The 26,749-nt window shown below is 69.3% G+C and carries 20 protein-coding genes; 9 read left to right on the top strand and 11 right to left on the bottom strand.

Annotated features, from left to right (window positions below; genetic code table 11):
* Positions 1 to 127 precede the first annotated feature (127 nt).
* From BMX37_RS13615 to BMX37_RS13625, 3 genes are read left to right on the top strand one after another with little or no spacing between them, the layout of a single operon-like run.
* The gene (locus BMX37_RS13615; protein ID WP_093666316.1) at positions 128 to 1,243 is read left to right on the top strand and encodes a glycoside hydrolase family 130 protein; all 1,116 of its coding nucleotides are present in this window, start codon (positions 128 to 130) and stop codon (positions 1,241 to 1,243) included.
* Positions 1,240 to 2,841, top strand: coding sequence for an alpha-amylase family glycosyl hydrolase (locus BMX37_RS13620; RefSeq protein ID WP_093666317.1), 1,602 nt, complete (start codon positions 1,240 to 1,242; stop codon positions 2,839 to 2,841). The genes BMX37_RS13615 and BMX37_RS13620 overlap by 4 nt, the downstream gene beginning before the upstream one ends.
* A gap of 11 nt (positions 2,842 to 2,852) precedes the next feature.
* Complete coding sequence (locus BMX37_RS13625; RefSeq protein WP_093666318.1) at positions 2,853 to 3,866, top strand: glycosyltransferase family 4 protein; 1,014 nt, start codon at positions 2,853 to 2,855, stop codon at positions 3,864 to 3,866.
* A 15-nt stretch (positions 3,867 to 3,881) separates the two neighbouring features.
* Here the strand turns inward: BMX37_RS13625 and BMX37_RS13630 are convergent, their stop codons facing one another.
* From BMX37_RS13630 to BMX37_RS13640, 3 genes are all read right to left on the bottom strand, one after another.
* Entirely contained in the window at positions 3,882 to 4,232 is a 351-nt protein-coding gene (locus BMX37_RS13630) for a VOC family protein (protein ID WP_093666319.1), read from the bottom strand.
* Between the two features lie 45 nt (positions 4,233 to 4,277).
* Positions 4,278 to 5,270, bottom strand: a complete 993-nt coding sequence (locus BMX37_RS13635) for a M48 family metalloprotease (RefSeq protein ID WP_093666422.1) — start codon at positions 5,268 to 5,270, stop codon at positions 4,278 to 4,280.
* Between the two features lie 86 nt (positions 5,271 to 5,356).
* Entirely contained in the window at positions 5,357 to 6,664 is a 1,308-nt protein-coding gene (locus BMX37_RS13640) for a hemolysin family protein (protein ID WP_093666320.1), read from the bottom strand.
* A gap of 163 nt (positions 6,665 to 6,827) precedes the next feature.
* Here BMX37_RS13640 and BMX37_RS13645 point away from each other — a divergent pair, with 163 nt between their 5' ends.
* Positions 6,828 to 7,505: a YiaD family glycine zipper/OmpA-like lipoprotein gene (locus BMX37_RS13645; protein ID WP_093666321.1), complete on the top strand. Its 678-nt coding sequence runs from the start codon at positions 6,828 to 6,830 to the stop codon at positions 7,503 to 7,505.
* A 51-nt stretch (positions 7,506 to 7,556) separates the two neighbouring features.
* Here BMX37_RS13645 and BMX37_RS13650 read toward each other — a convergent pair whose 3' ends face one another.
* Both BMX37_RS13650 and BMX37_RS13655 read right to left on the bottom strand, forming a co-directional pair.
* The gene (locus BMX37_RS13650) at positions 7,557 to 7,985 is read right to left on the bottom strand and encodes a nucleoside deaminase (protein ID WP_093666423.1); all 429 of its coding nucleotides are present in this window, start codon (positions 7,983 to 7,985) and stop codon (positions 7,557 to 7,559) included.
* Positions 7,986 to 8,070: 85 nt separating this feature from the next.
* Entirely contained in the window at positions 8,071 to 8,292 is a 222-nt protein-coding gene (locus BMX37_RS13655; protein WP_093666424.1) for a hypothetical protein, read from the bottom strand.
* Between the two features lie 174 nt (positions 8,293 to 8,466).
* Between BMX37_RS13655 and rpmB the strand changes: the two genes are divergently transcribed.
* Positions 8,467 to 8,766 carry a 50S ribosomal protein L28 gene (gene rpmB / locus BMX37_RS13660; protein WP_093666322.1) on the top strand — a complete coding sequence of 100 codons (300 nt, stop codon included), beginning with the start codon at positions 8,467 to 8,469 and terminating at the stop codon, positions 8,764 to 8,766.
* Between the two features lie 94 nt (positions 8,767 to 8,860).
* Here the strand turns inward: rpmB and BMX37_RS13665 are convergent, their stop codons facing one another.
* Positions 8,861 to 9,889, bottom strand: coding sequence for an esterase-like activity of phytase family protein (locus BMX37_RS13665; RefSeq protein ID WP_093666323.1), 1,029 nt, complete (start codon positions 9,887 to 9,889; stop codon positions 8,861 to 8,863).
* A 141-nt stretch (positions 9,890 to 10,030) separates the two neighbouring features.
* On the opposite strand from BMX37_RS13665, the gene BMX37_RS13670 reads away from it, so the two are divergent.
* The 4 genes from BMX37_RS13670 to BMX37_RS13685 all read left to right on the top strand — a co-directional run bounded on the left by BMX37_RS13670 (position 10,031) and on the right by BMX37_RS13685 (position 14,958).
* Positions 10,031 to 10,414, top strand: coding sequence for a glycine zipper 2TM domain-containing protein (locus BMX37_RS13670; protein WP_093666324.1), 384 nt, complete (start codon positions 10,031 to 10,033; stop codon positions 10,412 to 10,414).
* Between the two features lie 281 nt (positions 10,415 to 10,695).
* Positions 10,696 to 13,170, top strand: a complete 2,475-nt coding sequence (locus BMX37_RS13675) for a TonB-dependent receptor plug domain-containing protein (protein WP_093666325.1) — start codon at positions 10,696 to 10,698, stop codon at positions 13,168 to 13,170.
* 150 nt (positions 13,171 to 13,320) lie between these two features.
* Complete coding sequence (locus BMX37_RS13680; protein WP_093666326.1) at positions 13,321 to 13,581, top strand: DUF6356 family protein; 261 nt, start codon at positions 13,321 to 13,323, stop codon at positions 13,579 to 13,581.
* An 18-nt stretch (positions 13,582 to 13,599) separates the two neighbouring features.
* Positions 13,600 to 14,958, top strand: a complete 1,359-nt coding sequence (locus BMX37_RS13685; protein ID WP_093666327.1) for an FAD/NAD(P)-binding protein — start codon at positions 13,600 to 13,602, stop codon at positions 14,956 to 14,958.
* A 35-nt stretch (positions 14,959 to 14,993) separates the two neighbouring features.
* Here the strand turns inward: BMX37_RS13685 and BMX37_RS13690 are convergent, their stop codons facing one another.
* The 5 genes from BMX37_RS13690 to putA all read right to left on the bottom strand — a co-directional run bounded on the left by BMX37_RS13690 (position 14,994) and on the right by putA (position 26,652).
* On the bottom strand, positions 14,994 to 17,423 hold the full coding sequence (locus tag BMX37_RS13690) for a DUF3772 domain-containing protein (protein WP_093666328.1): 2,430 nt from the start codon (positions 17,421 to 17,423) through the stop codon (positions 14,994 to 14,996).
* 151 nt (positions 17,424 to 17,574) lie between these two features.
* Positions 17,575 to 20,154 (bottom strand): bifunctional lysylphosphatidylglycerol flippase/synthetase MprF, encoded by a 2,580-nt coding sequence (mprF, locus tag BMX37_RS13695; protein WP_093666329.1) that lies wholly within the window; start codon positions 20,152 to 20,154, stop codon positions 17,575 to 17,577.
* A complete protein-coding gene (locus BMX37_RS13700; protein ID WP_093666330.1) occupies positions 20,151 to 21,026 on the bottom strand; it encodes an AcvB/VirJ family lysyl-phosphatidylglycerol hydrolase in 876 nt (291 codons plus the stop codon). The genes mprF and BMX37_RS13700 overlap by 4 nt, the downstream gene beginning before the upstream one ends.
* Entirely contained in the window at positions 21,023 to 22,912 is a 1,890-nt protein-coding gene (locus BMX37_RS13705) for an AI-2E family transporter (protein WP_093666331.1), read from the bottom strand. Before BMX37_RS13705 ends, BMX37_RS13700 begins: the two co-directional genes overlap by 4 nt.
* 131 nt (positions 22,913 to 23,043) lie before the next feature.
* Complete coding sequence (gene putA / locus BMX37_RS13710; protein WP_093666332.1) at positions 23,044 to 26,652, bottom strand: trifunctional transcriptional regulator/proline dehydrogenase/L-glutamate gamma-semialdehyde dehydrogenase; 3,609 nt, start codon at positions 26,650 to 26,652, stop codon at positions 23,044 to 23,046.
* Positions 26,653 to 26,749: the final 97 nt, after the last annotated feature.

Below are 26,749 nucleotides of genomic sequence, written 5' to 3' on the forward strand. Positions count from 1 at the left end.
ACGCGACCGCCAACCGGAGGCAAAGTGGAGAAACGCGTTTCAGCTCTCCACTTTCTCCACTTCACCCCGCGGGCGGGTCACGCGCCCTCTGGCGGAACGGTGGTGCGGCGGGCACGTTGCGGTGAGCATGGCTGACGATTTCCTGATCTTCACACCCGATGCCGTCGACCTGTCCCGCTCGCCGCTTCGGCGCGGGATCGATGCGGACACCTATGTGCTCGGCGCCTTCAACCCGGGGCTGACGCGGCTGCCATCCGGCAACCTGCTGCTGATCGTACGGGTGGCGGAGGCGCTGCGCGAGCCGGAACGCGACGGCCATGTGCACGCGGTGCGCTGGACGCCAGACGGGTATGTGCTCGATACCCATGCCATGACCGGCGTCGACATGGCCGACCCGCGCCAGTTCGAGTTCCGCGGCGCCGCGCATCGCATCCTCGGCCTGACCTCGCTGTCGTGGCTGCTGCCGGTGGAGCTGACGCCGGACGCCGCGGAGGTGGTGGCGGTGCATTACGACCGCGCTATCGAACCCGCCGCACCATGGCAGGATTACGGGGTGGAGGACGCCCGCATCAGCCGCATCGGCGACCGCTGGTACATGACCGAATGCTCCGTCTCGGCGCAGCGGCACTGCACCGCGCTGCACACCAGCGACAACGGCCTGGACTGGCGTTTGGAGGGGATCATCCTCGACCACCAGAACAAGGACATGCTGTTCTTTGAGGGCAAGGTGGATGACCGCTTCGTCGCCCTGACCCGGCCGCTGGGGGAGGTGTATTTCACCTATCCGGCCGAATCACCCTATGTCGGCGGCCCGTCGATCAACCTCGCCACTTCCCCCGACGCGCTGCACTGGAGGCCGCTGGAGGCGCCGGGCATCCGCGCACGGAAAGGGTCGGCCAGCGCGATGAAGGTCGGCGGCGGCACCCCGCCGATCCTGACCGATGCCGGCTGGCTGCACATCTGGCATGGGGTGGAGCGACAGGGAAAGGTCGGCATCTATCGCAGCTTCTGGGCGCTGCACGACCGCGACGATCCCGGCGTGCTGCTGCGGCTGGAGGATACCGAGCCCCTGATCGAGGCGAACCCGGCCCTCACCGCCGGCATCGCGCACCAGATGTACCTGCCCACCCCGGTGGTGTTCTCGACCGGCATCGTCGATGCGGGCGACCATTACATCGTCGCGTCGGGAGAGGCCGACCTGGCGTGTCGCATCACCCGCCTGCCCAAGAGCCGCTTTTCATGACGGAGGAACGCACGCCGTGGTGGCGGACGGGATCGATCTACCAGATCTATCCCCGCTCGTTCCAGGACACGGACGGCGACGGCATCGGCGACCTGGCCGGCATCACGCAGCGTCTGGATTATCTGGTCGACCTGGGCATCGACGCGGTCTGGATCAGCCCCATCTTCCCGTCACCCATGGCGGATTTCGGGTACGACGTGGCCGATTATGTCGGCATCGACCCGCGTTTCGGGACGCTGGACGATTTCGACCGGCTGCTGGCCGCCGCCCATACCCGCGGGCTGCGCGTGCTGCTCGACTTCGTGCCCAACCATTCGTCCGACCGGCATCCCTGGTTCGTCGAAAGCCGGTCATCGCGTACCAATCCGAAGCGCGACTGGTACATCTGGCGCGATGCGAAGCCGGACGGATCGCCGCCCAACAACTGGATCAGCGACTTCGGCGGCCCGGCATGGGAGTGGGACGCGGCGACGGGGCAATATTACAGCCACGCCTTCCTGCCGCAGCAACCCGACCTCAACTGGCGCAATCCGGCGGTGGTCGATGCGATGCTGGACGCGATGCGCTTCTGGTTGGAACGCGGCGTGGACGGGTTCCGGATCGACGTGCTTTGGCACATGGTCAAGCATGCCGAGTTCATCGACAACCCGCTCAACCCGGACTGGCATGCCGGCATGGGCGACATGCACCGCGTCCACCAGACCCACTCCACCGACCAGCCGGAGGTGCACGACATCGCCGCGCGGATGCGTGCGCTGGCGGAGGCGTTCTCCACGCCCGATTGCGAGCGCGTCCTGATCGGGGAGATCTACCTGCCGTTCGAGCGGCTGATGCAGTATTACGGCACGGCGGAGGCGCCGGGCGTCCACCTGCCCTTCAACTTCACGCTGATCGATGCGGCGTGGAACGCACGCGCGCTCGCCGCGCTGATCGCGGAGTATGAGGCGGCGCTGCCTGCGGACGGCTGGCCCAACTGGGTGCTGGGCAATCACGACCGACCCCGTTCCGCCACCAAGCGGGGCGCCGCACAGGCCCGCGTCGCGCAGATGTTGCTGCTGACACTGCGGGGCACGCCGACGCTCTATTACGGCGACGAGCTGGGCATGGAGGATGTCGCCATTCCGCTGGGCCAGGTGCAGGACCCGCGCGAACTGCGGGAGCCCGGCCTGGGCCTGGGTCGCGATCCCGTTCGCACGCCGATGCCGTGGAGCGATGCGGCGAACGCAGGATTTTCCACCGGCACGCCCTGGCTGCCGCTCGGCCCCGACTGGCGCACCCGCAACGTCGCGGCGGAGCGTGACGACCCCGCCTCCATGCTGACGCTGGTGCGGGCGTTGCTGGCGATGCGGCGGGCGCAGCCGGCACTGTCGGGCGGCGACCTGCGCCTGCTGGAGGCGGAGGGCGACGTGCTGGCCTATACGCGCGGCGACGACGTGCTGGTGGCGCTCAACCTCGGCAGCAATGCGCAGCGCCTCTCCCTGCCCACCGGAGCGTTCGTGCCGCTGCTGACCAGCGACGGCACGGGCCTCGATCTGGAGTGGTCAGGCGGACTCGCGCTGAAGCCGGATCAGGGTATCATCCTGCGCCGCATCCGCTAAGCAGCCGGCGCATGAAGATCGCGATGCTCGCCCCCATCTCCTGGCGCACGCCGCCGCGCCATTATGGGCCATGGGAGCTGGTCACCAGCCTGCTGACCGAGGCGCTGGTCGCGCGCGGGGTCGACGTGACGCTGTTCGCCACCGCCGACAGCCGCACCGCCGGAACGCTGTCCGCCGTGGTGCCGGCGCCCTATTCGGAAGACCCGTCGATCGATGCCAAGGTGTGGGAATTCCGCCACCTCGCCCATCTGTTCGAACGGGCCGGCGAGTTCGACCTGATCCACAACCAGGCCGATTTCCCGGCGCACGCCTTTTCGCACCTCGTCCCCACGCCGATGGTCACCACCATCCACGGATTCTCGTCGGACCGCATCCTGCCGATGTACAAGCCGTATGAGGACCGGGTGCATTATGTCGCGATCTCCGACGCGGATCGCTCGCCCGATCTGCGCTACGCCGCGACGATCCATCACGGTATTCCGATCGCGGACTTCCCCTTCGACGCGAACGGCAGCGAGGACCTCCTGTTCTTCGGCCGCATCCATCCCGACAAGGGCGTGCGCGAGGCGATCGACGTCGCACAGGCGACCGGCCGCCGCCTGTTGATGGCCGGCATCGTGCAGGACGAGGGCTATCACCGCGAGCGCGTCGCGCCGATGATCGACGGCGACCGCGTCGTCTACAATGGCCCGCTCGGCGGCACCGACCGCGTGCGGGCGCTCGGCGGCGCGAAGGCGCTGCTGCACCTCATCAACTTCGACGAACCGTTCGGGTTGTCCGTGATCGAGGCGCTGGCCTGCGGGACGCCGGTGATCGCGATGCGGCGCGGGTCGATGGGCGAACTGATCGACCATGGCGTGACCGGCTTCCTGGTCGACTCGCTGGACGAGGCGATCGCGGCCGTGGATCGGCTGGACGAGATCGACCGCGCTGCCTGTCGCAAGGCGGCGGTGGACCGATTCAGCGTCGAACGCATGGCGGACGCGTACATCGAACTTTACCGCGAGATTCTCGCGCAGCGCTGACGAGCCGTCGTCGCCTCAGGCGTGCGACAGGATGTTGAGCAACCGGCCGAACGGATCGCGCACGAAGAATCGCCGCACGCCCCAGGGCTCTCGCATGGGTCCATATTCGGGAACGAGGCCGGCATCGATCACCCGGCGGTGAATCGCGTCCAGATCGTCCACCTCGATCGATAGATCGGGCACAGGGGTGCCCGACCCGCCTTCGCTGGCGAAGCTGATCTGCGGCGTCGCCATTCCATCGCCGGCGAAGGTCACGATCCAGCCATGATCCATCACCGGCTCCAGCCCCAGGATCGACCCGTAAAAGGCTCGCGCGGCGTCCATCCGGTCGGTGGCGATGTTGGACACGATTCGCTTCACCGCCACGCCGACCTCCTTCCCGATCAGACTGGTCTCAGCGGCAGCCGCGCCTCACGACGCCACCACCAGCTTCACCAGCGTGCCCGCCCGCAACGGCTGATCCGCAGACAGCCCGTTGAGGGTCAGGAACCGTTCGCGGCGCAACGTCGGGAACGCCATCCGTGCGGCCAGTGTGTCCACCGTATCCTTCGCGCCAACGGTCACGATGCTGATCTTCTGCCGGTCCTTGGCCTCGCCATAAGGCAGGCCGTTCAGCATGCGCAGGAACGCGGTATCCTGCGCCGGCGTCACCTCCGGCCGACCGGTGGCTGCGGCCAGCTGCACCGCGCGCTTCACCCGAGCTTCCGAATTGGGATGGGTCGACGCCCAGGTCGGCACGTTGCCCCCCGCCTTGCCCGCAGCCTCAGCCGACAGGCCGGTCGACGCGTCCAGCGCGCTCAGGATATCGGCCGAGGCGTAGGGATCGTAACCCGCCGCCGCCATGTAGCGGATGCCGAGCGCGTCGGCCTGGTATTCCTGATCGCGCCCGTATTTCAGCGTGTAGAGCTGCGCGCCCGTGCCGACCGCCCGCGTCGCCAGATCGCTGCCCGTCGCCGCGCCGACGCCGGCCGCGAGCAGGGAGCCCAGCGTCGCGCGGGTGTTGCGGCTGTTCGCGTGACGCGCGGCGACATGGCCGACCTCATGCCCCAGCACCGACGCCAATTCCGCCTCGGAATTCATCAGCGCCAGCAGTTGCCTGGTTATGTAGATATAGCCGCCCGGAATGGCGAAGGCGTTTTCGACCGGTGAGTCGAGCGTCGTCACGGTGAAGTCGCCGCTGGCGTTCGACAGGCCGGACTGCACCGCGACCCGCTTGCCGACGCGCTCCACAAAGGCTGCCTGCGGCCCGCGATAGGCGCCGCCGAATTGTGCAATCAGCTGGGGATTGGCGGCCGCGCCCTGTTGCTTGTCGGATGCGGAGATCGACCGCACAGTGGATTGTCCCTGTTGGGCGAACGCCGGCAAGGGCGTCAGTAACATGGACAGGCTCAGGACACAGGACATGCTTGGCTTCACGGTTCACTCCCTTGTTGGTCGAGTGAATGACCGTGCCCGCGCCCCGGTTCCCCGGCAGGCGGCTCCAACCTGTGTTAGTCCGTTTCCGCGCTGACCAGCAACTTGTCGATGCGGCGGCCGTCCAGATCCACCACTTCAAACCGCCATCCCTGCATGGAGAAATGCTCTCCCTCCGCCGGCAGGTGCTTGAACACGTCGAGCGCCAGCCCCGCCACCGTCGCGAAATCGCGATCCTCGTCCAGGTCCAGTCCCAGTCGCTCGGCAAGCAGATCGGCGGAGGCGGTGCCCGCGACCAGCAGGGATCCGTCCTCCCGCTCCACCACCGCAGGCGATTCGTCCGGGTCGGTGTCGGACGCGAACACGCCCGCGATCGCGGCGAGCAGGTCGGCCGGCGTCACGATCCCCTCGAAATGGCCGTACTCGTCATGGATCAGCGCCATCGGCACGTCCGCCTCGCGCAGCGCGGTCAGCGCGTCCATGGCGTCGATGCGGTCGATCACCACCGGCGCCTTGCGCATCAGCCGGGTCAGGTCCAGCGGTTCGCCCCGGAACAGCGCGGTGGCGATGTCGCGCGCCTGCACCACGCCGACCACCGCGTCGATCGATCCGTCGCCGACCGGCAGGCGGGTGTGCGGCGTCGCCAGCAGTTTCTCGCGGATGCCCACCGCGTCCAGCCGGCAATCCAGCCAGTCGACCTCCGTGCGCGGCGTCATCACCTCACGCACCGGCCGGTCGGCCAGCCGCACCACGCCCGAGATGATGGAGCGTTCATGCTCCTCGATCACGCCGGACTTCGATGCCTCGGCGACCACAAGATGCAGTTCCTCGGCGGTGACCTGCTCCTCCGCCTCGCGCTTCAGGCCCAGCAGCCGGAACAGCAGCCCCGTGGTCGAATCGAGCACCCACACCACCGGCGCGGTGCCGATCGCCAGCCACTGCATCGGCCGCGCCATCACCGATGCGATCGGTTCCGGATTGCGCAGCGCGAACTGCTTGGGGACCAGTTCGCCTGCGACCAGCGAGGCGAAGGTGGTCAGCCCGATCACCAGCGCATAGCTGGCATGGCGCGCCGTTTCGATCGTCAGCCCCGCCGCCTGCAAGCGCGCCGCCACCGGTTCGCCCAGGCTTGCACCCGAATAGGCGCCGGCGATGATGCCGATCAGGGTGATTCCGATCTGCACGGTGGACAGGAACTTGCCGGGATCCGCCGCCAGCGTCAGTGCCGCGCGAGCGCCGCTGCGTCCAGTGCGGGCCATCGCCTCCAGCCGCGCCTTGCGGGCCGAGACGATCGCCAGTTCGCTCATCGAGAACACCCCGTTCAGCGCGACAAGCGCCAGGATGATCAGGACGTCGATCCAGGGAAAGGGGGGAAGCGGCGCCATGGGTGGGACCCCCCTTCTGCCGCACATATCCGTGTGACACAATGTTCATGTTTGGGCTCCTGCTTGGGGGCGTATGCGGATCGCCGGCTCGGTTCGCATCCGGAACAAGGGTGGAGGCGCCGTGTTGAAGTCGACATCACCATCACCATCACAGGGAGTTTCCATGCGTTCCAAGCTGATCGCCACCGCCGCGCTGTTCGCGCTGGCCGGCACGACCGCCGCCTGCACCACCGACCCTGACACCGGCGAACGCCGCATCTCCAAGACCGCGATCGGCGGCATCGGCGGCGCCTTAGGCGGTTACCTGCTCGGCGACGTGGTCGGCGGCCGGCATGACCGGACGGAAAAGCTGGTCGGCGCCGGGCTGGGCGGCCTGGCCGGTGCGGGCATCGGCGCGTACATGGACCGGCAGGAGCGCGACCTGCGCGCCCGCACCGCCGGTACCGACGTGCAGGTGACGCGCCAGGGCGACGATCTGGTGCTGAACATCCCGTCGGGCATCACCTTCGCCTATGACAGCGCGGACGTGCAGCCGCAGTTCCGCCGGACGCTGGACCAGGTCGCGTCGACCCTGTCGCAGTATAACGAGACGCTGGTCGACGTGTACGGCCACACCGACGCGACCGGCAGCGACACGTACAACCAGGGGCTGTCGGAGCGTCGGGCGGTTTCCGTCGCGGACTATCTGTCGGGCCACGGCGTCCAGTCGCAGCGGATCGCGACGCGCGGCTATGGCAAGACGCAGCCGATCGCCTCCAACGACACCGATGCGGGCCGGGCTGCGAACCGCCGGGTCGAGATCAAGATCGTGCCGATCCGTCAGGAAGACGTGCGGGGCTGACTTGAAGGGGGCGAGCCGGCCTGACCGCCGGTTCGCCCCACCCACCGTCGTTCAGCGGCGTTCGCGGAAGAACTCGCGCAGCAGGAGTGCCGCCTCCGCGTCCCCGATCCCCGGATAGATGTCCGGACGGTGGTGGCAGGTCGGCTGCGTGAACAGGCGGGGCCCATGCTCCACCGCGCCACCCTTGGAATCGGGCGCGGCGTAATACAGCCGCCGGATGCGCGCATGGGCGATCGCACCCGCGCACATCGCACAGGGTTCCAGCGTCACATACAGGTCGCAATCCTCCAGCCGTTCGCGCTTGAGGCGGGCAGAAGCGCCGCGGATCACGCGCATCTCCGCATGGGCTGTCGGATCGCACGATTCGCGCGGCGCGTTGGCCGCCACCGCGATGACCTCGCTACCCCGCACCAGCGCCGCCCCGACCGGCACTTCACCTGCAAGCGCAGCCTGCTTCGCCGCGTCCAGCGCCAGTCGCATCGGGTGGGGCAGCGGAAACATCGCCTACCGCCCCTGCCCATTCCGGCCCCATCGTACAAGCTTAGCCGGATCGGAGCCCGCCGCCTTACTGCGCGGGCGCGGCGGTGTTGTCCGCCTTTTGCACGTCGATTCGCGGCACCTGTACCGTCTTGGTCTCCGTGCCCATGGTGACGCGGCCGACATCCGCCTTGAACTGCGGCGCCTGCACCACGGCCGGACGGGTCTGATCGATGCTGAGCATGCCCGTCATCAACAGGCCGGCGCCGACCAGCAGCACCAGCGCGAGCACCACCAGGATTACACGCATCGCCTTCTCCCCTATCATCGTCTAAATGGATCGTGCGCGTAACAACGCGGTCGAAGGGGGGCGGTTGCACGGGCGGTCGACCGTACCCATTGCCCGGATCGCAGTTGACCTTTTCCGATCGTCCCGTTAGGGGCGCAGCCTTTCCGTCCAACGACGAACCAGGATTTGAACGCCATGTCGCGCATCTGCGAGCTGACCGGCAAGGGCCGGCAGGTGGGTAACAACGTTTCCCACGCCAACAACAAGACCAAGCGCACGTTTCTGCCCAACCTGCAGAACGTCACGCTGATCTCCGATTCGCTGGAGAAGAGCGTTCGCCTGCGCGTGTCGACGCACGGCCTGCGTTCGGTGGAGCACAATGGCGGCTTGGACAACTGGCTGGTCAAGACCTCCGACGACAAGCTGTCGCTGCGCTGCCGCCGCCTGAAGAAGGAAGTGGTGAAGAAGCTGGCGGCGGAGCCCGTCGCGGCCTGAACCGCCCGACACGGTTGACGCTATCCGCGGCCCGCCCTTCACATGAAGGGCGGGCCGCTGGCGCATGGGAGCGTTTCGGGCGCTTGCCCGCGAATCACCCGTCCAGTCGAAATCGCAGCAGCAGCGTGCGTTGCAGGAACGGCGTCCGGTTGTCGTCGGACACCAGCCAGATGACGGTGCTGCCCCCCTCGCGGGTTGTGGCGATCCCTTCGAAATTGTCGTGGATCAGCGGCGCGTCCAGTTCCGCCAGCAACCGGCCGCGCACCACCGCCCCCGGCCGCACCGCACCCGCCGCGATCAAGACGATCCGGTTGTGGAAGCGATAGGGCCAGTCGAACGCCCGCTCCAGAACCAGCATGCGGCCATCGGGCAACATCGCCGCGTCCGCCACGTCGTAACGCCCCACGGTGACATAGGTGAAGCGGGTCGGTTGCGGCGTGGTCGGCTCCACCGGGTCACCGGACCAGATCAACCCCTCTCGCGCCTGCCCTCGTCCCGGCCCCGGCCACACCCGCCGCGAGGGACGCCGCATCTCGCTGATCGCGAAGAAGCTGCCATCGGCGCGCCGCACCAGCGACTCCGCCCCGCCGGCCTTCGGCCATTTGCGCATCGCGGCGGGACGCACCAGCCGCTCGCCGCGCGTGAAGCCCGGCGCATAGCGCATGATCGCGTTGTGGTTCTCGAACCCGACCCACAGCCGGCCGGTGGCAGGGTCGGTGGCCAGCGACTCGCTGTCCCGATCGGCCTTGTCCCAGCCGATCCCCGGCCCGGAGGGCAGGTTGGCAAAGGCCGGATCGCGCGGCTGGCCCCGCGCGTCGAGGGTGAAAGCCGCGACATTGCCGCCATCGCTGAGCAGCGTCACCCGGCGACGCGCAGACGTGACGGAAACGTGGATCGCGGAATAGCCGCCGAACGCGCTGTCCGGACTGGTGAGCACCAGCCCATCCAGATAGGTCAGCGCACGCAGCCGCCGCCGCGACGGGTCACGGGGGTCGAGCGCCACCGGCGCTGCGGAAAGGTGCGCCGTCCGCCCCAGTTCCGCCAACCGCGCGTCGCCGGTCCATCCCGGCACCACGGCCAATACCGCCAGCCAGACGAACGCGATTGTGGCGGGGCGGCGCATCGCCCGCCCTCTTAGATGCAAGCGCGCGCCGCGAAAGCCTGAATGATGGATAACGGGCACATTCAGGCAACGCTCAAAGCGAATCACCCATAAGCCCTTCATCGAAGACGGCGCCCCGCCGCCAACGAAGGGAGTTCAACCATGTTCAAGAAGCTCGTTCTTGTCGGCTCCGCCCTCGCGATGGGCGCCTCGACCCTGGTCGCCGCCGCCCCCGCCGATGCGCAGCGTTATCGCGGTGGGTATTACGACCGCGGCTACAACGATCGCGGCTATGCCTATGACGAGGCGTATCGCGACGGCTACAATCATCGCCCCCGCTATTATCGCGGCGACCGCGGCCGGTATCGCGGCCGGGGCTGCGACAACACGGGCGGCACCATCGTCGGCGCGATCGCCGGCGGCCTGCTCGGCCGGACCATCGACCGTCGCGGCGACCGCACCCTGGGTACCGTGCTGGGCGCAGGTGCCGGTGCACTGGCCGGAAACGCGATCGATCGCTCCGACAATCCGTCCTACTGCCGCTGACGAGGCGGGCCGCGCCCAACGGTGCGGCCCGACCATCCGGCAGTGCGTACAGCTTCCCGCGTAGCGTATCGGGAGGCGGGGGTCGGCCTTAACAGGCCGGCCCCTTTGTTTTTCCATCGTTTTTCAGCGTATCCGATTGCCCAGCTTCAACATGGGAATTCGGAAGAAAAGCTTGACGCGCTTCAAGCATCCATGTTGTGGCACCGCCTTCCCGGCTGATTAGGAGGAGGCTGGAATCGGCCGATCGTCAACAGGCGTGGCCGGACAACAGGGAATTCGCCATGCCACGCATCCGCGCCGTTGTTCTCGTCAGGGCATCGACGATCGCGCTCGCCGCCGCGCCCGCCGCGTTCGCGCAGCAAACCCCGACGGAACAGCCGACGGCCGAGGAGGCGCAGCAGGCGCCCGCAGCCGGCGCGGCGACACCCGCCGACGAGGGCAACGACATCATCGTCACCGGCACCCGCGCGGCCGGCCGCACGCGGCTGGACTTTGCGGCGCCCGTGGACGTGCTGAGCGGCGCCAGCCTGCAGCGGCAGGGCACGACCGAGGTGGCGCAGGCGCTCGCCTCGGTCGCGCCGTCGATCGACTTCCCGCGTCCCTCCGCGAACGACGGCACCGATTCGATCCGCCCGGCGACGCTGCGCGGTCTTTCGCCGGATCAGACGCTGGTGCTGATCAACGGCATTCGCGGCCACAGCTCCGCCTATCTGAACACCAACGGCGTGGTCGGGCGGGGATCGTCCGCTGTCGATCTGAACACCATCCCGACCGTGGCGCTGGACCGGATCGAGGTACTGCGCGACGGCGCATCGGCACAGTATGGGTCCGACGCGATCGCAGGCGTGGTCAATCTGCGCCTGCGCCAGGCCCGCTCCGGCGGCGGTGCGCAGGTGAATTACGGCTTCTACGACACGCAGGTCGACACCGCGCGCGGCAGCCGGCACGTCACCGGCGAACATGCCGTGACCGCGTCCCTGTGGCAGGGCATCGGCTTTGGCGAGGACGGCTTCATCACCGTCACCGGCGAATATCTGAAGCGGCAACCGACCAATCGCGCCGACTATGATCCCCGCGTGTCCCCGACGCGGATCACCGGCCGCTACGGCGATCCGGAAGTCGAGCAATATACCGGCTTCGTCAACGCGGGCACCTCGCTGACCGACACCTGGAGCCTGTATGGCTGGGCCGGGTATCAGGAGCGCGATTCCAAGAGCGCGGCCTTCCCCCGCAATGCCAGTGCGACGACGACGCTCGCCGGATATCCCAACGGCTTCCTGCCGATCATCAACGCGAAGACCAGCGACCTGAACAGCGCGCTGGGCGTGCGCGGCCAGCTGGGTGGCTTCGACGTCGACCTGTCGGCCAGCTACGGGCGCAACCGCATCGACTTCCGCACGCTGAACTCCGCCAACTACGCCTATGGCGCGGCGACGCCGACCAGCTTCGATGACGGGCGGATCATCTACGACCAATATGTCGTCGGGCTGGATTTCACCCGCAAGTTCGACGTGTTCCAGTCGCTCAACCTCGCCTTCGGCATCGAGGGCCGGCGTGAGGGCTACAAGATTGAGGCGGGCGAGCGGGCGTCCTACGACTATGCGCCGGCGGGCACCGTCACGGGCGCCATCCTGACCAACACGCCGGGCGCACAGGGCTTTGGCGGGTTCTCGCCGCTGAACGAGGTCGAGCGCAGCCGCCGCAACGGCAGCATCTATGTCGACCTGGAGGCGCAGGTCACCGACGCGCTGCTGCTCGGCATCGCCGGGCGGGCGGAGAAATATTCGGACTTCGGCAGCACCGCCAACGGCAAGCTGTCGGCGCGCTACGACATCGCGCCCTGGCTGGCGCTGCGCGGCACCGCGTCCACCGGTTTCCGCGCGCCGTCGCTGCAACAGCAATATTTCACGCAGATCGCGACGGTGGTCCAGAACGGCGTCCCGATCCAGACCGGCACCTATCCGTCCGTTTCCCCGGTCGGAACCGCGCTCGGCGGCCTGCCCCTCGACCCCGAAAAGTCGACCAACCTGTCCGCGGGCGTGGTCGTGCGCGCCGGTGGGTTCGACCTGACCGTGGACGCGTATCGCATCCACATCCGCGACCAGATCGGCCTGTCGGAGAACATCAGCGCGGGCACGCCGGGCACCGCCAGCTACAACCCGGCGGTGGCGGCGCTGCTCGCATCCACCAACACCGGTGCACAGGCGGCGCGCTTCTTCATCAACGGCCTCGCCTCCACCACCAAGGGCATCGATGCGGTCGCGCATTACCGGCTGCACACCGACGCGGCGGGCGCGTTCGATTTCACCGTGGCGGGCAACATCAACGACGTGAAGGTGACGCGGGTGCCCACCTCCACCGCGACGCTGAACCCCGCGCCGACGCTGTTCGCGCGCAGCCGCATCCTGACGCTGGAGGACGGCACCCCGCAGCAGAAGGTGACGGGCACGGTCGACTGGTCGCTGGACCGGCTCGGCGCACTGGCGCGCGTGACCTATTATGGCGACGTCAACCAGCCCGGCACGGTGGAAAGCGCCGACGTGCACACGGGCAAGCATGCGATCACCGACCTGGAGCTGCGCTACACCGCACCGAAGGGGGCGCAGATCGGGCTGGGCGTCAGCAACCTCTTCGACGTCTATCCCGACCGCATCATCCCGGCCAACAACTCGACCGGCGTGCTCGGCTATCCATATTACTCGCCGTTCGGCTTCAACGGTCGCTACCTGTACGTTCGTGCCGGCCTGAACTGGTAAGTCCCGGGCCGAAGCGTGGCAGCGGCGGGCCGGTCCGCCGGAACGGGTGGTCGGGTCCTGCCGTTCTTTCCTTGCGATGACGGAGCCTGCGGACGGGCTTTCCCAAAGCCGCCGCAGGTTCTACCCTTGCCGGGAAGGAGGCACCTGCCGATGATCGACACCCTGTTCACCCGCCACCCGCGCAGCGTGGGCGAAAGCTATGGCGAACATGCGCGTGTCGCGAGCGGCTTCGGCTTTCAGATGATTCGCGGCGGGCTGGCCTGCCTGGTCCATGCGGTCGTGCCGGGCCTGTGCACGACCACCGGCAGCGACACGATCCGGCGCCTGCATGCCCGCATGGGCGCACGCCGCCCGGCGACTGTCAGCCGAGTGGACGCCGCGCCGGCCTGGCAGCTCACCTACGAGATCTAGACGCGCGTCCACGCTTCCATGATCGAGCATGTCGCGATCGTCGGCGCCGGCTTTTCCGGTGCGTTGCAGGCGATCAACCTCCTCCGCCACGACGGTCCCCGCGCGACGCTGATCGAACGGGCGCCGACGCCGGGTCTGGGCATCGCCTATGGCGCCGCGCACCCCAGCCATGTGCTGAACGTCCGCGCCTCGAACATGAGCGCCCTGCCCGACCAGCCGGATCACTTCGTCCGCTGGCTGACCGCGCGCGGGGTCGCGGATGCCGCCGCCGCGTTCGTGCCCCGGCTGACCTATGGCGACTATCTGTGCGAGCTGCTGGACGAGGCGCGTCGCACGGCCGGACACCGGCTGGAGGTGGTCCGCGACGGCGTCGACGATGTCGAGCAGCGTGACGACGGCGGCGTCACCCTGCGCCTGTCCGGCGGGGGAAGCGTCGGGGCCGATGCGGCGGTGCTGGCGGTCGGCAACCTGCCGCCCCACGATCCGCCGGGCCTGCCGTCGGAGGGGCTGGGCGACGATCGCTACCATGCCGATCCATGGTCGCCCGGCGTCGCGTCCGGGCTGACCGATGCCGACACCGTGCTGCTGATCGGCACCGGGCTGACCATGGTCGATGTCGCGTTGCAGCTGGAGGCGAGCGGTTTCGGCGGGCGGATCCTGGCGCTGTCCAGGCGCGGGCTGTTGCCGCGCCGGCACGACGCCCCCTCCCCGCCGTGGCAGCGGCTGGGCCAGCGCCCGGCTTCCGTCGCATCGCACCTGGTCCAAGACACCCGCGCCCGTGGGCAGGCGATCGGCTGGCGCAACGCGGTGGATGAGCTCAGGCCCTTCACGCAGGGGATGTGGGCCGCCGCCGACGCGGATACCCGCGCGCGGTTCCTCCGCCATCTGCGCCCCTGGTGGGACGTGCACCGGCACCGGCTGGCCCCATCGGTCGCGGACCGGGTTGCGGCGATGATCGCGCGCGGTCAGCTGACGATCGTGGCGGGCAAGACGCTGGCGCTGACCGCCTCCAGCGACGGCGTGCGCGTCGCATGGCGCCCACGCGGCGTGGATCAACCGCAGGAGATGGCGGTGCGGCGGGTAGTGAACTGCACCGGCCCACAGGGCGACCTGATGCGCAGCACGGAGCCGCTGCTCTCCCGGCTCGCCGCGCGCGGCACCATCCGGGCGGACGCGGCGCATCTGGGTATCGATGTGGACGGCGACGCGCGCACGATCAATGCCGATGGCGCGGCGAACGACTGGCTCTACGCACTCGGCCCGATGACGCGCGGCGCCTTCTGGGAAATCGTCGCCGTGCCGGACATCCGGGTACAGACCTGGGCGGTGGCCCGCCGCCTGTCCAACGCGCATTGGGTGGAGGGCGAGGGGCTATAGTCCCCGCTGCGGCGGTCGGGCGCCCAGTCGACTCCTCACGCGTGCGGCGGCGGCGTCGCCCCGATCGGCGGCACATCGCTGCCCGGCATCGGCACCAGTTCCAGCCGCTGTGGAACGGTGCCGATGTCGATCTGCTCGTCCCGGAAACGGGCGAGCAGCGCCATCAGCACCGCACTGCGCGCCGAATAGGCGGCACGCGGCGACGCGACATGGGCGAAACAGTTGAACATGATGCGCCCGTCGCTGATCGTGTCGATGAACACGGTCGGCGCGGGTTCGTCCAGCACCGCCGGCTCTACGCCGAACAGCTCGCGGACGATATCGCGCACCCGCTCCGCATCGGTGCCGATGGGCACGGAGAACTGGATCTGCATGCGGCCGAGCGGGCTGGCCAGCGTCTTGTTCAGCACCGACTTGGTGATGAGTTCGGAATTGGGAACGATCAGCGTGGAATGATCCGCCAGCTCGATTTCCGTCGAGCGCACGCTGATCCGTTTCACATCGCCCTCGTCGGTACCGACGCGCACCAGGTCGCCGATCTTGATCGGCCGTTCCGCCAGCAGGATCAGGCCCGACACGAAGTTCTGCGTGATCGCCTGCAGACCGAAACCAATGCCGACCGACAGGGCGGACAACAGCAGCGCGATCTTTTCCACGCCGATGCCCAGCGACGCCAGCGACCAGATCACCGCCAGCGCGATGCCGACGTAGCGGGCGATCAGGCTGACCGAGTTGCGCCCCGATCCGTCCAGCGCGGTCGCCGGCAGGTAGCGCCCCTCCAGCCACCCCATGAACGCACGGACCAGCGCCATGCCGACGAACAACACCGCCACGCCGCGCAGGATGGTGCCCGGCGAGATGGACACGCCACCCACCTCCACGCCCTGCGCCAGCCCGCCCAGCCGGCCGAACAGCGAACCCACGCCGTCGCCCGCGCCGAACGGCGACAACAGCATGCCAAACGCGACGGTGGCGAGCCCCAGCCGCAGCACGCCCGACAGCAGCACGCCGAACTGGTCGATGCTGCTGCCTCCCAGGCCCAGCCCCCGAGTCAGCGTCCGACCAAGTGGGCTGTCCTGCACGAACAGCGTCGTCGCCACGTCGTCCACCGTCACCATCAGCAGGTAGGTGGAGGACCCCAGCAACACCGACCATGTCACCAGCTGCACCAGGAACAGGCTGAACCCGACATAGCCCCACAACAGGGCGATGCCCGCCACCGCCGCGACGATCCACGCGACCAAAGTCGCCGCCGCCAGCCCGGCGCGCCGCGTTTCCCCGGCGGTGTCGCTGGTCTGCGCCGCCCGCACCCGGCCCAGCGCCAGCAGCGCGGCGCCGATCAGCAGCAGGTGCAGCGTCGCCTCCAGCGCCTCCGTCGCAACCAGCGCCGCATTGCTGGCACTGACCGCCTTGTTGAACGCGTCCAGCATGATGTTGACGAAGGTCAGCGCGGCCAGCAGCAGCGTGTACGGACGCAGGCGGCTCGCGGCCTCGTCACCGATCGGCGCGACGCGCCACGACGGCTGACGGCGCAGCAACAGCGCGCCGCCCACGGACGCGGTGAACCCGCTGACGCTCATCGCCAGCACCAGCGCGTCGAACATGTCGCCCCATCGGTCGGGCAGCAGGCCCGACCAACGCAGTCCCTGCAACAGCGCCAGTCCGGCCAGCATCGGCGCCAGCGTGCCGACCACGATCCGCCACAGCGCATAGCCCGATCGCCGGACCCGGTGGCCCGGCGCGCCGTCCACGAGGAAGCGCTGGCCGACCCGCTGCGCCGCCAAACGGCCGGGGATCAGCAGCAACAGCGCGACCACGATGCCAACGATCGCCTGCCACGGCAGGGTGTGCCGCCATCCGGTCTGGATCTGCGCGCCGCCGGTTTCCGCGAACAGACCGACGCGGCGCAGGTCGCGCGGTACCGAGCGCAGCACCGCGCGCCAGAATGTCGGCGACACGGGGCTGGGAACATGCGCGGAGATGCGTTGGCCGAACTGCTCCGCCTGACTCTGCTCGATCTCGTCCACCAGCTGGCTGGCGGTGACGCCGAGCAGCCGTCCCCGCTTCACCGCCGAATCCAGCGCAGCATGCTGGGCGCTCAGGCTGGCGCGCTTGGCGCGGATGTCGGGCGCCTCGGGGGTGCCGGCCGGCGCTGGTCCGAGTTGCGCGACTTGCGCATCGACCAGCGATAGCTGATCCTGCAACCGCCCCGACGCATCCGCTGCCGCGTCGCGCGCCGCCAGCGCCTTGCTGCGCAGCGCGGTGCGCGCGTCCTTGTCCACGCGGCTGTCCAGCGCATGGTCCACGGCCGCCAGGTCGGTTTCCGCCTGGGACAGCTGACGGGACAGAGTCGCCACCGGTGTCGCCTGGGCCAGCGCGGCCCCGGCATAAAGGTTGAACGCCAGCGCGAGCAGCAACGCGCAGAGGAGTCGCCCGCGGCGGGCCACGACTTTGGCTAACGACATGGCCGCCGTCCTAACGCCAAGGGGGGACGTGGGGAAACCCCGTGCCGCCAGGCGGGTCGTACCGGCTGCGTCCTTGTCATGCTCCAGACACGCGTCGTCATGACATGGTCAGCCCGGCGGCAAAGCGCTGCACAGCGACCCCGCCCGCCCCTCATCCCGGCGCGTTGACCGCAGCGACAAGGTCGATCAGCGCCGCACCCGCCGCCAACCCATTGGGTGCGCCGATGTAGCGCGACCGCCAGACGGGATCGAACTTGCTCTTGAACGCGCGCAGCCCGGCGAAGTGGTAGAAACGCTCGCCATTCTCGAACAACGTCCGCGCCAGCTTAGCCCAGGTCGGGGCCAGTCGATCGCCGTTAATGCCCGACAGGGGCGCCACACCCAGGTTGAAATGATCGAACCCGACCCGCTGCCCCCATTCCAGCAGCTCCACGAAAAGGTAATCCATCGCGCCATAGGGCATGCCGGAGCGGTGGCGCATCAGGTCGACCGACAATTCCCGACCGTCACCGCTGCTCCAGATATTGGCAAAGGCGACCACCGCAGCTCCATCGCGGACCACCGCCACGTCAAAACGGGTCATGTAGGCCTCCGCGAACACGCCCAGGCTGAACCCCTTTTCCCGCGCGCCGCGCGTGGCGAGCCATTCGTCCGACACCTGGCGCAATTGCGGCAGCACCGCCGGAACCTCGTCGCGGGACAGGATGGCGAAGCTCAGCCCGGCGGCCAACGCCCGTTTGCGGCCATAGCGCAACGCCTTCGCCTTCGGTCCCGCCAATGAGAAGTGCGCCAGCGGAATCTGCGCCTCCTCGCCATATTTGTACGCGCGCAGGCCCAGGTCGACGAACAGCGGCAGCATCGCCTCGCTCGCCTGAAAGAAACAGAGGCGGCCACCCACCGCATCGCACGCACGGCGGGTCGCCCAGACCAGTTCGCTCCACCGCGCACGCGGGCCGACGGGATCGCCCATCACGATCCATGTCCGGTTCTGGATGCCGTACATCAGGAACGCGTCGCCATCCTGCGACACGGTGAAGCGCTTCGCCCCAGTAAAGGCCAGGTTGGCATCGCTGCGCGGCGACGCGGCCAGCGCGCGTGCCGCTACCTCCTCCTCCAGCGGCTGTCCCGGTGGCGGTTCGCGTCTGCGCAGCAACAGCCGCCACCCGACCGCGGCCGTCATCATCACGCCCGCGGCAAAGCTGGCGCGCAGGAAGCGGGGCGCGTTGCCGTTCAGCGCGAACTGCCACCACAGGTCGGCGCTGTACGGCGTCCGCTTATAGGCGAAGAAGCCAGCCCACAGGCTGAGCCCCAGCGCCGCGACGCCCGCGCCGATCCACGCCCAATCCAGCGGCTCCGCCAGCACGCCGCCCTGCCGGTAGAAGGCTCGGCGGCTGTATTGCAGCAACAGCAGGACGATCAGCAGGATGCCCGCTTCCTCGTAGTCCAGCCCCTTGAGCAGGGAGAAGACCGCGCCGCCCAGCAACAGCGCACGCGCGACATGGAATCCGTTCGCCAGCCGCGCGTTCAACGCCGGCGCGACCAGCAACAGCGCGACACCCGCCAGGCTGCCGGCCAGATGCGATCCCTCCACCAGCGGCAGCGGCAGCACGTCCAGGCTGCCCAGCCGGTCGCGCGCGCCCGGCAACGCGCCCGATACCAGCAGCACCAGCCCGCCCGCGAACACCAGCACCGTCACCAGCGTCGGACTGAGCGCACGCGCCGCGCGGTCGAGCAGCGACAGACCGGTGCCGATCGGACGCCGCAACCGCGCACCCTCGATCCCGACCACCAGCACGCCCGCAATCAGCAGCGGCAACAGGTAATAGATCAGCCGGTACAGCAGCAGCGCCGCGAACAGCGCGGGCCGGTCACCGGGCAGCGCGGTCAGCATCACCGCCTCGAACACGCCGATCCCGCCGGGCACGTGCGTGACCACCCCCGCCAGCAGCGCCAGCGCATAGGCAAGGACCAGCACGGGCATGTCGCCCATCCCGATGCCCGGCACCAGGATGGCGAGCGCCGCCGCGGCAGTGGCCAGGTCGATCAGCGACACGGCGGCCAGAGCGCCGATCCCCGCCAGTCCCGGCGCCGGCATGGCGGCGATCCCCACCCGAACGCCGCGCCAGCCCAGCGCGCGCGCGGCGGGCACGGCGGCCAGTGCGAGCAGCACCAGCAGGCCCGACGCATGGGCCGCGCTGACGCCCAGGTGCAGGCTGCCCAACGTCACCTCCGCCGGCGCGGCGATCAACGCCACCGCGGCCAGACCCAGCACGCCGCCCCAGAATGCCGCACTCGCCAGCGCGCCGACCCGCACCACATCCGCCAGCGACAGTCCGACTGCCCGGTATGCGCGGTATCGCGCTGAACCACCGGTGATCAGCGCCAGACCCAGATTGTTGCTGAGCGTGTAGCTGGTGAACGATGCGAGCGCGGCCACGCGCCACGGCTGCGGCTTGCCGATCGCGCGCAGGCCGATCGCGTCATAGCCGGTCAGCGCCAGGTAGCTCGCCGCCGTCAGACCCAGCGCGGCAACGATCCGCCACGGTGCCGTATCCGCCACCGCCGCCCGAACATCCCGCAGGTGCACGTCGCGCAGCACCATGTGCATCGCCGCGAACCCCGCACAGGCCAGCGCCACCGCCAGCACCACCATCAGCCGCGCCCGGTTGGCGCGCAGCCACCGCATGACGCCATGCAGCCCGGCCCCCTTCGCCGCCACGCGCAGCGTCATCGCCGTGCGTCCGCGACCGGCGTCGCACGCTCGATTGCCTTCAGCACCGCCGCGGCCAGCGTCGGCGCGTCGCGGTGCATCACATGGCCGCCGGGCAGACCGACGGACGTGACGTTCGGAGCCTTCAGCAGGGGGCAGACGCTGTCCGTTTCCTCGATCCCGTGGATGCAGGTCAGCGGCACCCAGTCGATCCGCCGCAACGTGGTGGTCGATACGCTGTCAGGCCTGAACCCGTACAGGATGCCCAGCGGATCGGCACGGAAGAAGGTCTCCGTTCCCGGCACGATCAGCACCACGCCACCGATCCCGAACCGGAGCGAGCGGGGCAGCGCGGCAAGCCCGGTCTGCAGGATGTCCGCGCCATAGGATTGCCCGATCAGCACGACCGGCCGCGCCCCTGCGCGCTTTTCCGCATCACGCACCGCCCCGGCCACCACCGCGTTCACCTTTGCACGGTTGCCGCCCAGACGGAACACGGTGGAGGTGCTGAGCGCGGTGAAGTCTATGCCTCTCTCCGGAAAGCGATGGGCCATGTAGTTGCCCATGCCGAAGCGGATGCCCGCATCGCCCGAGAAGTACAGCACGGAAACCGGGGCCGGGCGCCCCTGCGCCGGAAACCGCCAGATCGGGTCGCGGTCTAGATACCCGCCTGTCCAGAGCCGCCCGATCAGCACCAGGACGAAGATGACACCGGTGACAGCCAGGACGCGCAGAGATGCCTGTGTGAATGAACGGGAAGCGACCATGGTGGCCTTTTCGGCCCCATCGGGTGACAGGGAGGTGAAGCGGCGGCGAATTTCCCGTAACGCCGCGCCGGTGCGAACCACGCCGGGCGAGTGGCCGACACGATCCGGACCGGCCGCCCGGCTCACGCGGCCTTGGCCGGCTCCTCCGCCATGTCGACGATCGCGTCCGTCGCCTCCGCCAGCGTGCCGACATAGCGGTCCGCGCCGATCATGCGCTGGATACCTGTATCGCTCAGCGCCGCCTCGCCCTGTGGCCACAGGCCGACCACGATCCGCGCACCCGGCGCACGAGTCCGCAACCGGCGGATCAGGTAGCGGAGCTGTGCTGGCGATCCGGCCAGTTCCAGATAGGACACCGCGATCACCGACACGCCCGTCAGGTCCAGTGTGGCGATCGTCTCGCGCGTGGTCGCCGCATTGTCGATGCGGCGCGCGGACAGGCCGCGCTGCGCCAGCAGTTGCGACAGCATCGCGGTCACCGCCTCGTCGAACGGGCCATGACCCGCCACGCACACGACCGAACCCGGCACCGGCGCCACGCCCGCGGGGGGCGCGGCATGGCTGTCCAATTCCCCGATCACCGCCTGCATGGTGCGCGTCATCTCGGCCGCGCGACGCCGGTTGATGGTGCCGCGCGCCTGATCCTCCACCGCCAGCTTCAGGCCCTGAAGCACGACCTCATCATAATAAGCGGTCAGCGGCTGGTCGGTGAGCAGTGTCTCCGCCTGCGCCAGCGCCTCGTCCGGGTTGCTGGCCAGCACCCGCTGGTAAAAGCTTTCAACCGGGGTCAGCGCCGGCCGGTCGCCCAGCAGCACGTCGAAGAACTCCAGGCTCTTCACATGACGCCCCATCACCACCAGGATCAGCGTCAGCGGGGTCGACATGATCAGGCCGATCGGACCCCACAGCCACGTCCAGAAGATCGCGGCGACGATCACCGATACCGGCGACAGGCCGGTGGAGTGACCATAAAGCAGCGGTTCGACGACATAGCCGGTCAACGGCTCCACCGCGACGAACAGCACCACCACCTCGATCGCCATGGTCCAGCCGGGATCGACCGCCGCCGCCAGCGCGGCGGGCGCGATCGCGGCCAGCAGCGACCCGACATAGGGAACGAAGCGCAACATGCCGGCCATCACGCCCCACATGGCGGGCGATGGCACGCCGATCGCCCACAGGCCCAGGCCGATGACAAGCCCGAAACAGGTATTCACCGCCAGCTGCGACAGGAAATATCGGCTCAGCCGGCGCCCAGCGTCGTCCATCGCACGCGTGGTGCGGTGCAGGTCGTTCGACCCGAACAAGCGGATGAAACGGTCGCGCAGGTCCTCGCGCTGCAACAGGATGAAGATCGCGACGATCAGCACGATCACCGTGGTTTCCAGCGGCCCCAGCACCGGCGCCAGCACGGTGCGCGCGATGGCGAAGGGGGATGTCTCGCTTTGCACCACCTCGACCGGCACGGGCCGTTGCCCGTTTGCGGTGCTGCGCGGCGCCTGACCGTTCAGACCGGGCTGGTTGGGCGCCGGCTGCACCTGAGCCGGGCGGTGGCTTGCCCCGCCAAGCGAGGTGACGGCCGACAGCTTCGCCAGGGCATAGCCACGCACGCCCTCGACCTTCTGTTCCACGGTGCGGGCATATTGCGGGGCGTTGTCGGTCAGCGCCGCCGCTTGGCTGCCGATCAGCACCCCGACGGAGCCCAGGACGCTCAGCGCCGCGAGGATGGCCAGCATAACCGCCGGCGCACGCCACAGGCGCAGCCGCTGGAGCAGGTTGACCAGCGGCGACAGCACGAAAGACAGCAGCACGGCCAGCGTGATCGGGATTAGCACCTCGCGCCCGAAATACAGCGCGGCGACGACCAGCGTTCCCACCACCACGCCCAACAGGCTGCGCAATTCGGGCGCGGAACTGGATGGAACCTGCGCGGCACCGGGCGGCACGTCGGCGGGATCGCGCGCCTCCGTGAACACATCCTTGTAGCCGGCGACGTCGTGCGAGATGGGCATGGAAGGCTATACCCTCCAACCGCCGCTTTGTGCCACGCGCGTTACGATCAAATCGTCGCGCCGCCGTTCCACCCCTTGCCGGCAGGACGGACGGCGGCTCGCGATCCGTCGCCCGCCCCCTTTCGCCGCCGTCAGACCAGCGTCATCAGGCTCGCATTGCCGCCCGCGGCCGTGGTGTTGATGGAGGTCGACACCTCCTCCACCAGCCAGTCCGGGCGATAGGGCGCGACCTGGGGCAGGAGGATCGGACCGGCCAGGTCTGCCACCTCGCGCAACGCGGCGAGGCGCTGGTCCGGGCTGCCCTCGATCAGCACGCCGGCATGGGGTGCCCCGTCTGCCTGATCGATCCAGGTCACTTGCCGCGCGACCTCCTCGGGCAGGCGCGCCAGCGCGGATCGCAGGGCAGGATCGCCCTGCACCACCGCGTCGTTGCCGGTGGCGAGCACGATGCCGATCTGCTCCATCAACCCGGCTTCGGTTCGGGCGATCAGCAGGATGCTGCCGCGCGGGCGATGGCTGTACAGGTTGCGCTCCCCCACCGGGCCGGCAAGCTCCACCTCGTCGGCGCTCGGCAGCCAGGTGCCGGTCGCATGCAGCCCCGCCTTGTCGCCCCGCCCTTCCGTCCAGCGTGCCAGCGCGGTCCAGGCGGGGCTGGGCGTGGTGCCCGTGCCCTCGATCGTGATCGCCGGGCCGTTGACCAGCCGGCCGAGATACAATGGCCCACCCGCCTTCGGTCCCGTGCCCGACAGGCCGCGTCCGCCGAACGGCTGCACGCCCACCACCGCGCCGATGACGTTGCGGTTGACGTACAGGTTGCCGGCATGGACGCGCGGCAACACCGTTGCCACCGTCTCGTCCAGCCGGGTGTGCAGGCCAAAGGTCAGGCCGTACCCGGTGGCGTTGATCGCATCGACCAGCGCGTGCAGGTCCTGCCGGCGATAACGGACGACGTGCAGGACGGGGCCGAACACCTCCCGCTCCAATTGCGCGATGTCGCTCAGCTCGATGATGGTCGGCGCCACGAACGTGCCCCACGCGGTGTCGGGCGACAGGTCGAGGCGTTCGACCCGGCAACCACGGTCACGCATCTTCGCGACATGCGCCTCGATGCCGTCACGCGCCTCCGCGGTGATGACGGGCCCGATATCGACACGCAGCCGGTCGGTGCTGCCGACGCGCAATTCGGCCAGCGCGCCCTTCAGCATCGCGAGCAGCCGGTCGGCCACATCCTCCTGCACGCACAGGATGCGCAGCGCCGAACAACGCTGGCCCGCGCTGTCGAAGGCGGAGGCGATCACGTCGCCCACCACCTGCTCGGCCAGCGCAGAGGAATCGACGATCATCGCATTCTGGCCGCCCGTCTCCGCGACCAGCGGCACCGGCCGCCCGCTTCGGTCCAGACGCCCCGCCAGCTGACGCTGGATCAGGCGCGCGACTTCCGTCGATCCGGTGAACATCACCCCCGCCGTGTCCGCCGCCGCGACCAGCGCCGCGCCCACCGCGCCATCACCGGGGACCAGTTGCAGCACGTCGTCCGGCACGCCCGCTTCATGCAGGATGGCGACGCCCGCGCCCGCGATCAGCGGCGTTTCCTCGGCCGGCTTGGCTAGCACCGGATTGCCCGCGACCAGCGCCGCCGCGACCTGCCCGGTGAAGATCGCGAGCGGGAAGTTCCACGGGCTGATGCAGGTGACCGGGCCCAGCGGCGTGTGCCCCTGCCCCAGCGCGCGCCGCGCCTCCGCCGCGTAATAGCGCAGGAAGTCGATCGCCTCGCGCACCTCCGCGATCGCGTTGGCGGCCGACTTGCCCGCCTCGCGCACGATCAAGCCCATCAGCATCGGCATGCGCGCCTGCATCAGGTCGGCGGCGCGTTCCAGGCAGGCAGCGCGGTCGTCGATAGCGGTTGCGGCCCAGCGGTCGGCGGCCGCCACCGCGCGCCCGACGATCTCACCCACGCGGTCCGGCGCGATCTCCTCCACCACACCGACCATATCGTCGGCGTCGGCCGGGTTGCGCACCTGACGCGGGATGCCGGCGCCCGTCGCGGGCACGGCCTTCCAACCCTGCGCGGCACTGTCCCGCATCGCTTCGCCAAGCGCAGCCAGCGCGTCTTCGTCGGCCAGGTCCAGCCCGTCCGAATTGCGCCGATTGTCATACAGGTCGCGCGGCAACGCCACCGCCGGGTGCGGCGCGCCGACATCGGACATGGCGCGCACCTCCGTCACCGGGTCCGCCACCAGGTCCGACACCGCCACCGCCGGGTCGGCGATGCGGTTCACGAAGGACGAGTTGGCGCCGTTCTCCAGCAGCCGTCGGACCAGATACGCCAGCAGCGTCTCGTGCGTGCCGACGGGCGCATAGATGCGGCACGGCCGATCCAGCTTGTCGGCCCCGACCACCTCCTCGTACAGCGGCTCGCCCATGCCGTGCAGGCACTGGAACTCGTAATCGCGTGCGCTCTCCGCGCCGCCCGCCATGTGATAGATCGCGGCCAGCGTCTGCGCATTGTGGGTCGCGAATTGCGGAAAGATCACGTCGCGCGCGGACAGCAGGCGCCGGGCGCAGGCCAGATACGCGACGTCGGTGTGGATCTTGCGCGTATAGACCGGGAAGTCCGATTGCCCGTCGACCTGCGCGCGCTTGATCTCCGCGTCCCAGTACGCGCCCTTGACCAGACGCACCATGATCCGCCGGCCGCTGCGCCGCGCAAGCTCCGCGATCCAGTCGATCACGAACGGGCACCGCTTGCCATAAGCCTGCACCACGAAGCCCAGCCCGTCCCAGCCGGACAGGTCCGGATCGACCGCCAGCGCCTCCAGCAAGTCCAGCGACAATTCCAGCCGGTCGCTTTCCTCCGCATCGATGTTGAGCCCGATGTCGTACCGCCTCGCCAGCGCCGCCAGCGCCTTCACATCCGGCAACAGCTCCGCCATCACCCGCCCGGCCTGCGCACGAACGTAACGGGAGTGCAGAGCGGACAGCTTGATCGAGATGCCCGGACCCTCATACGGGCCGCGTCCCGCCGATGCGGTCCCGATCGCATGGATCGCGGCGGTGTAGTCGGCCAGGTACCGCGCCGCGTCGTCGGCGGTCGTCGCCGCCTCCCCCAGCATGTCGTAGCTGTAGCGGAAGCCCCGCGCCTCCAGCGGACGGGCTCGCTCCAGCGCCTCCGCGATCGTCTCGCCCGTCACGAAGCGCTCGCCCATCATGCGCATCGCCGTGTCGACGCCGCGGCGGATCACGGGGGCGCCCGCGCGCGCGATCACCCGGCTGAGCGCGGCGCCCAGCCCGCGCCGCTCGGCGGCGGAGGTCAGCTTGCCGGTCACCGCCAGGCCCCAAGTCGCGGCGTTGACGAACAGCGGCCGGTCGTCGCCGACATGCGCGCGCCAGTCGCCGGGCGCGATCTTGTCGCGGATCAGCGCGTCGCGTGTCGCGGTATCGGGGATGCGGAGCAGCGCCTCCGCCAGACACATCAGCGCGACGCCCTCTTCGCTGGACAGCGCATATTCGCGGACCAGCGCCGCCACGCCGTCAGCCGGCCCGCGCGCGCGCAGCGCGGTGACCAACGCCGTGGCCGTGTCCGCCACCGCCCTCACCATGTCCGGCTCCAGCGTCGCCGCGTCGAGCAGCGGCGGCAGACAGTCGCGTTCCGGTCGCCGCGTCGCGGCGGTGATCGCCTCACGCTGCGGGGTGCGGGATGAAACGGCGGGCGCGAAATCTGCAAAGGGAACGTGGGACATGCGAAGATCCTCTCCTTTTCGCCCGTAGCAGGTCGGCCGCGTTGCCGATGGCCTGTTGTTCGCCGGATGTCGGGTCGATCGTACCGATTTACAGGTG

Origin of the sequence: Sphingomonas gellani, from assembly GCF_900110035.1 — a bacterium.
Taxonomy (GTDB): domain Bacteria; phylum Pseudomonadota; class Alphaproteobacteria; order Sphingomonadales; family Sphingomonadaceae; genus Sphingomonas; species Sphingomonas gellani.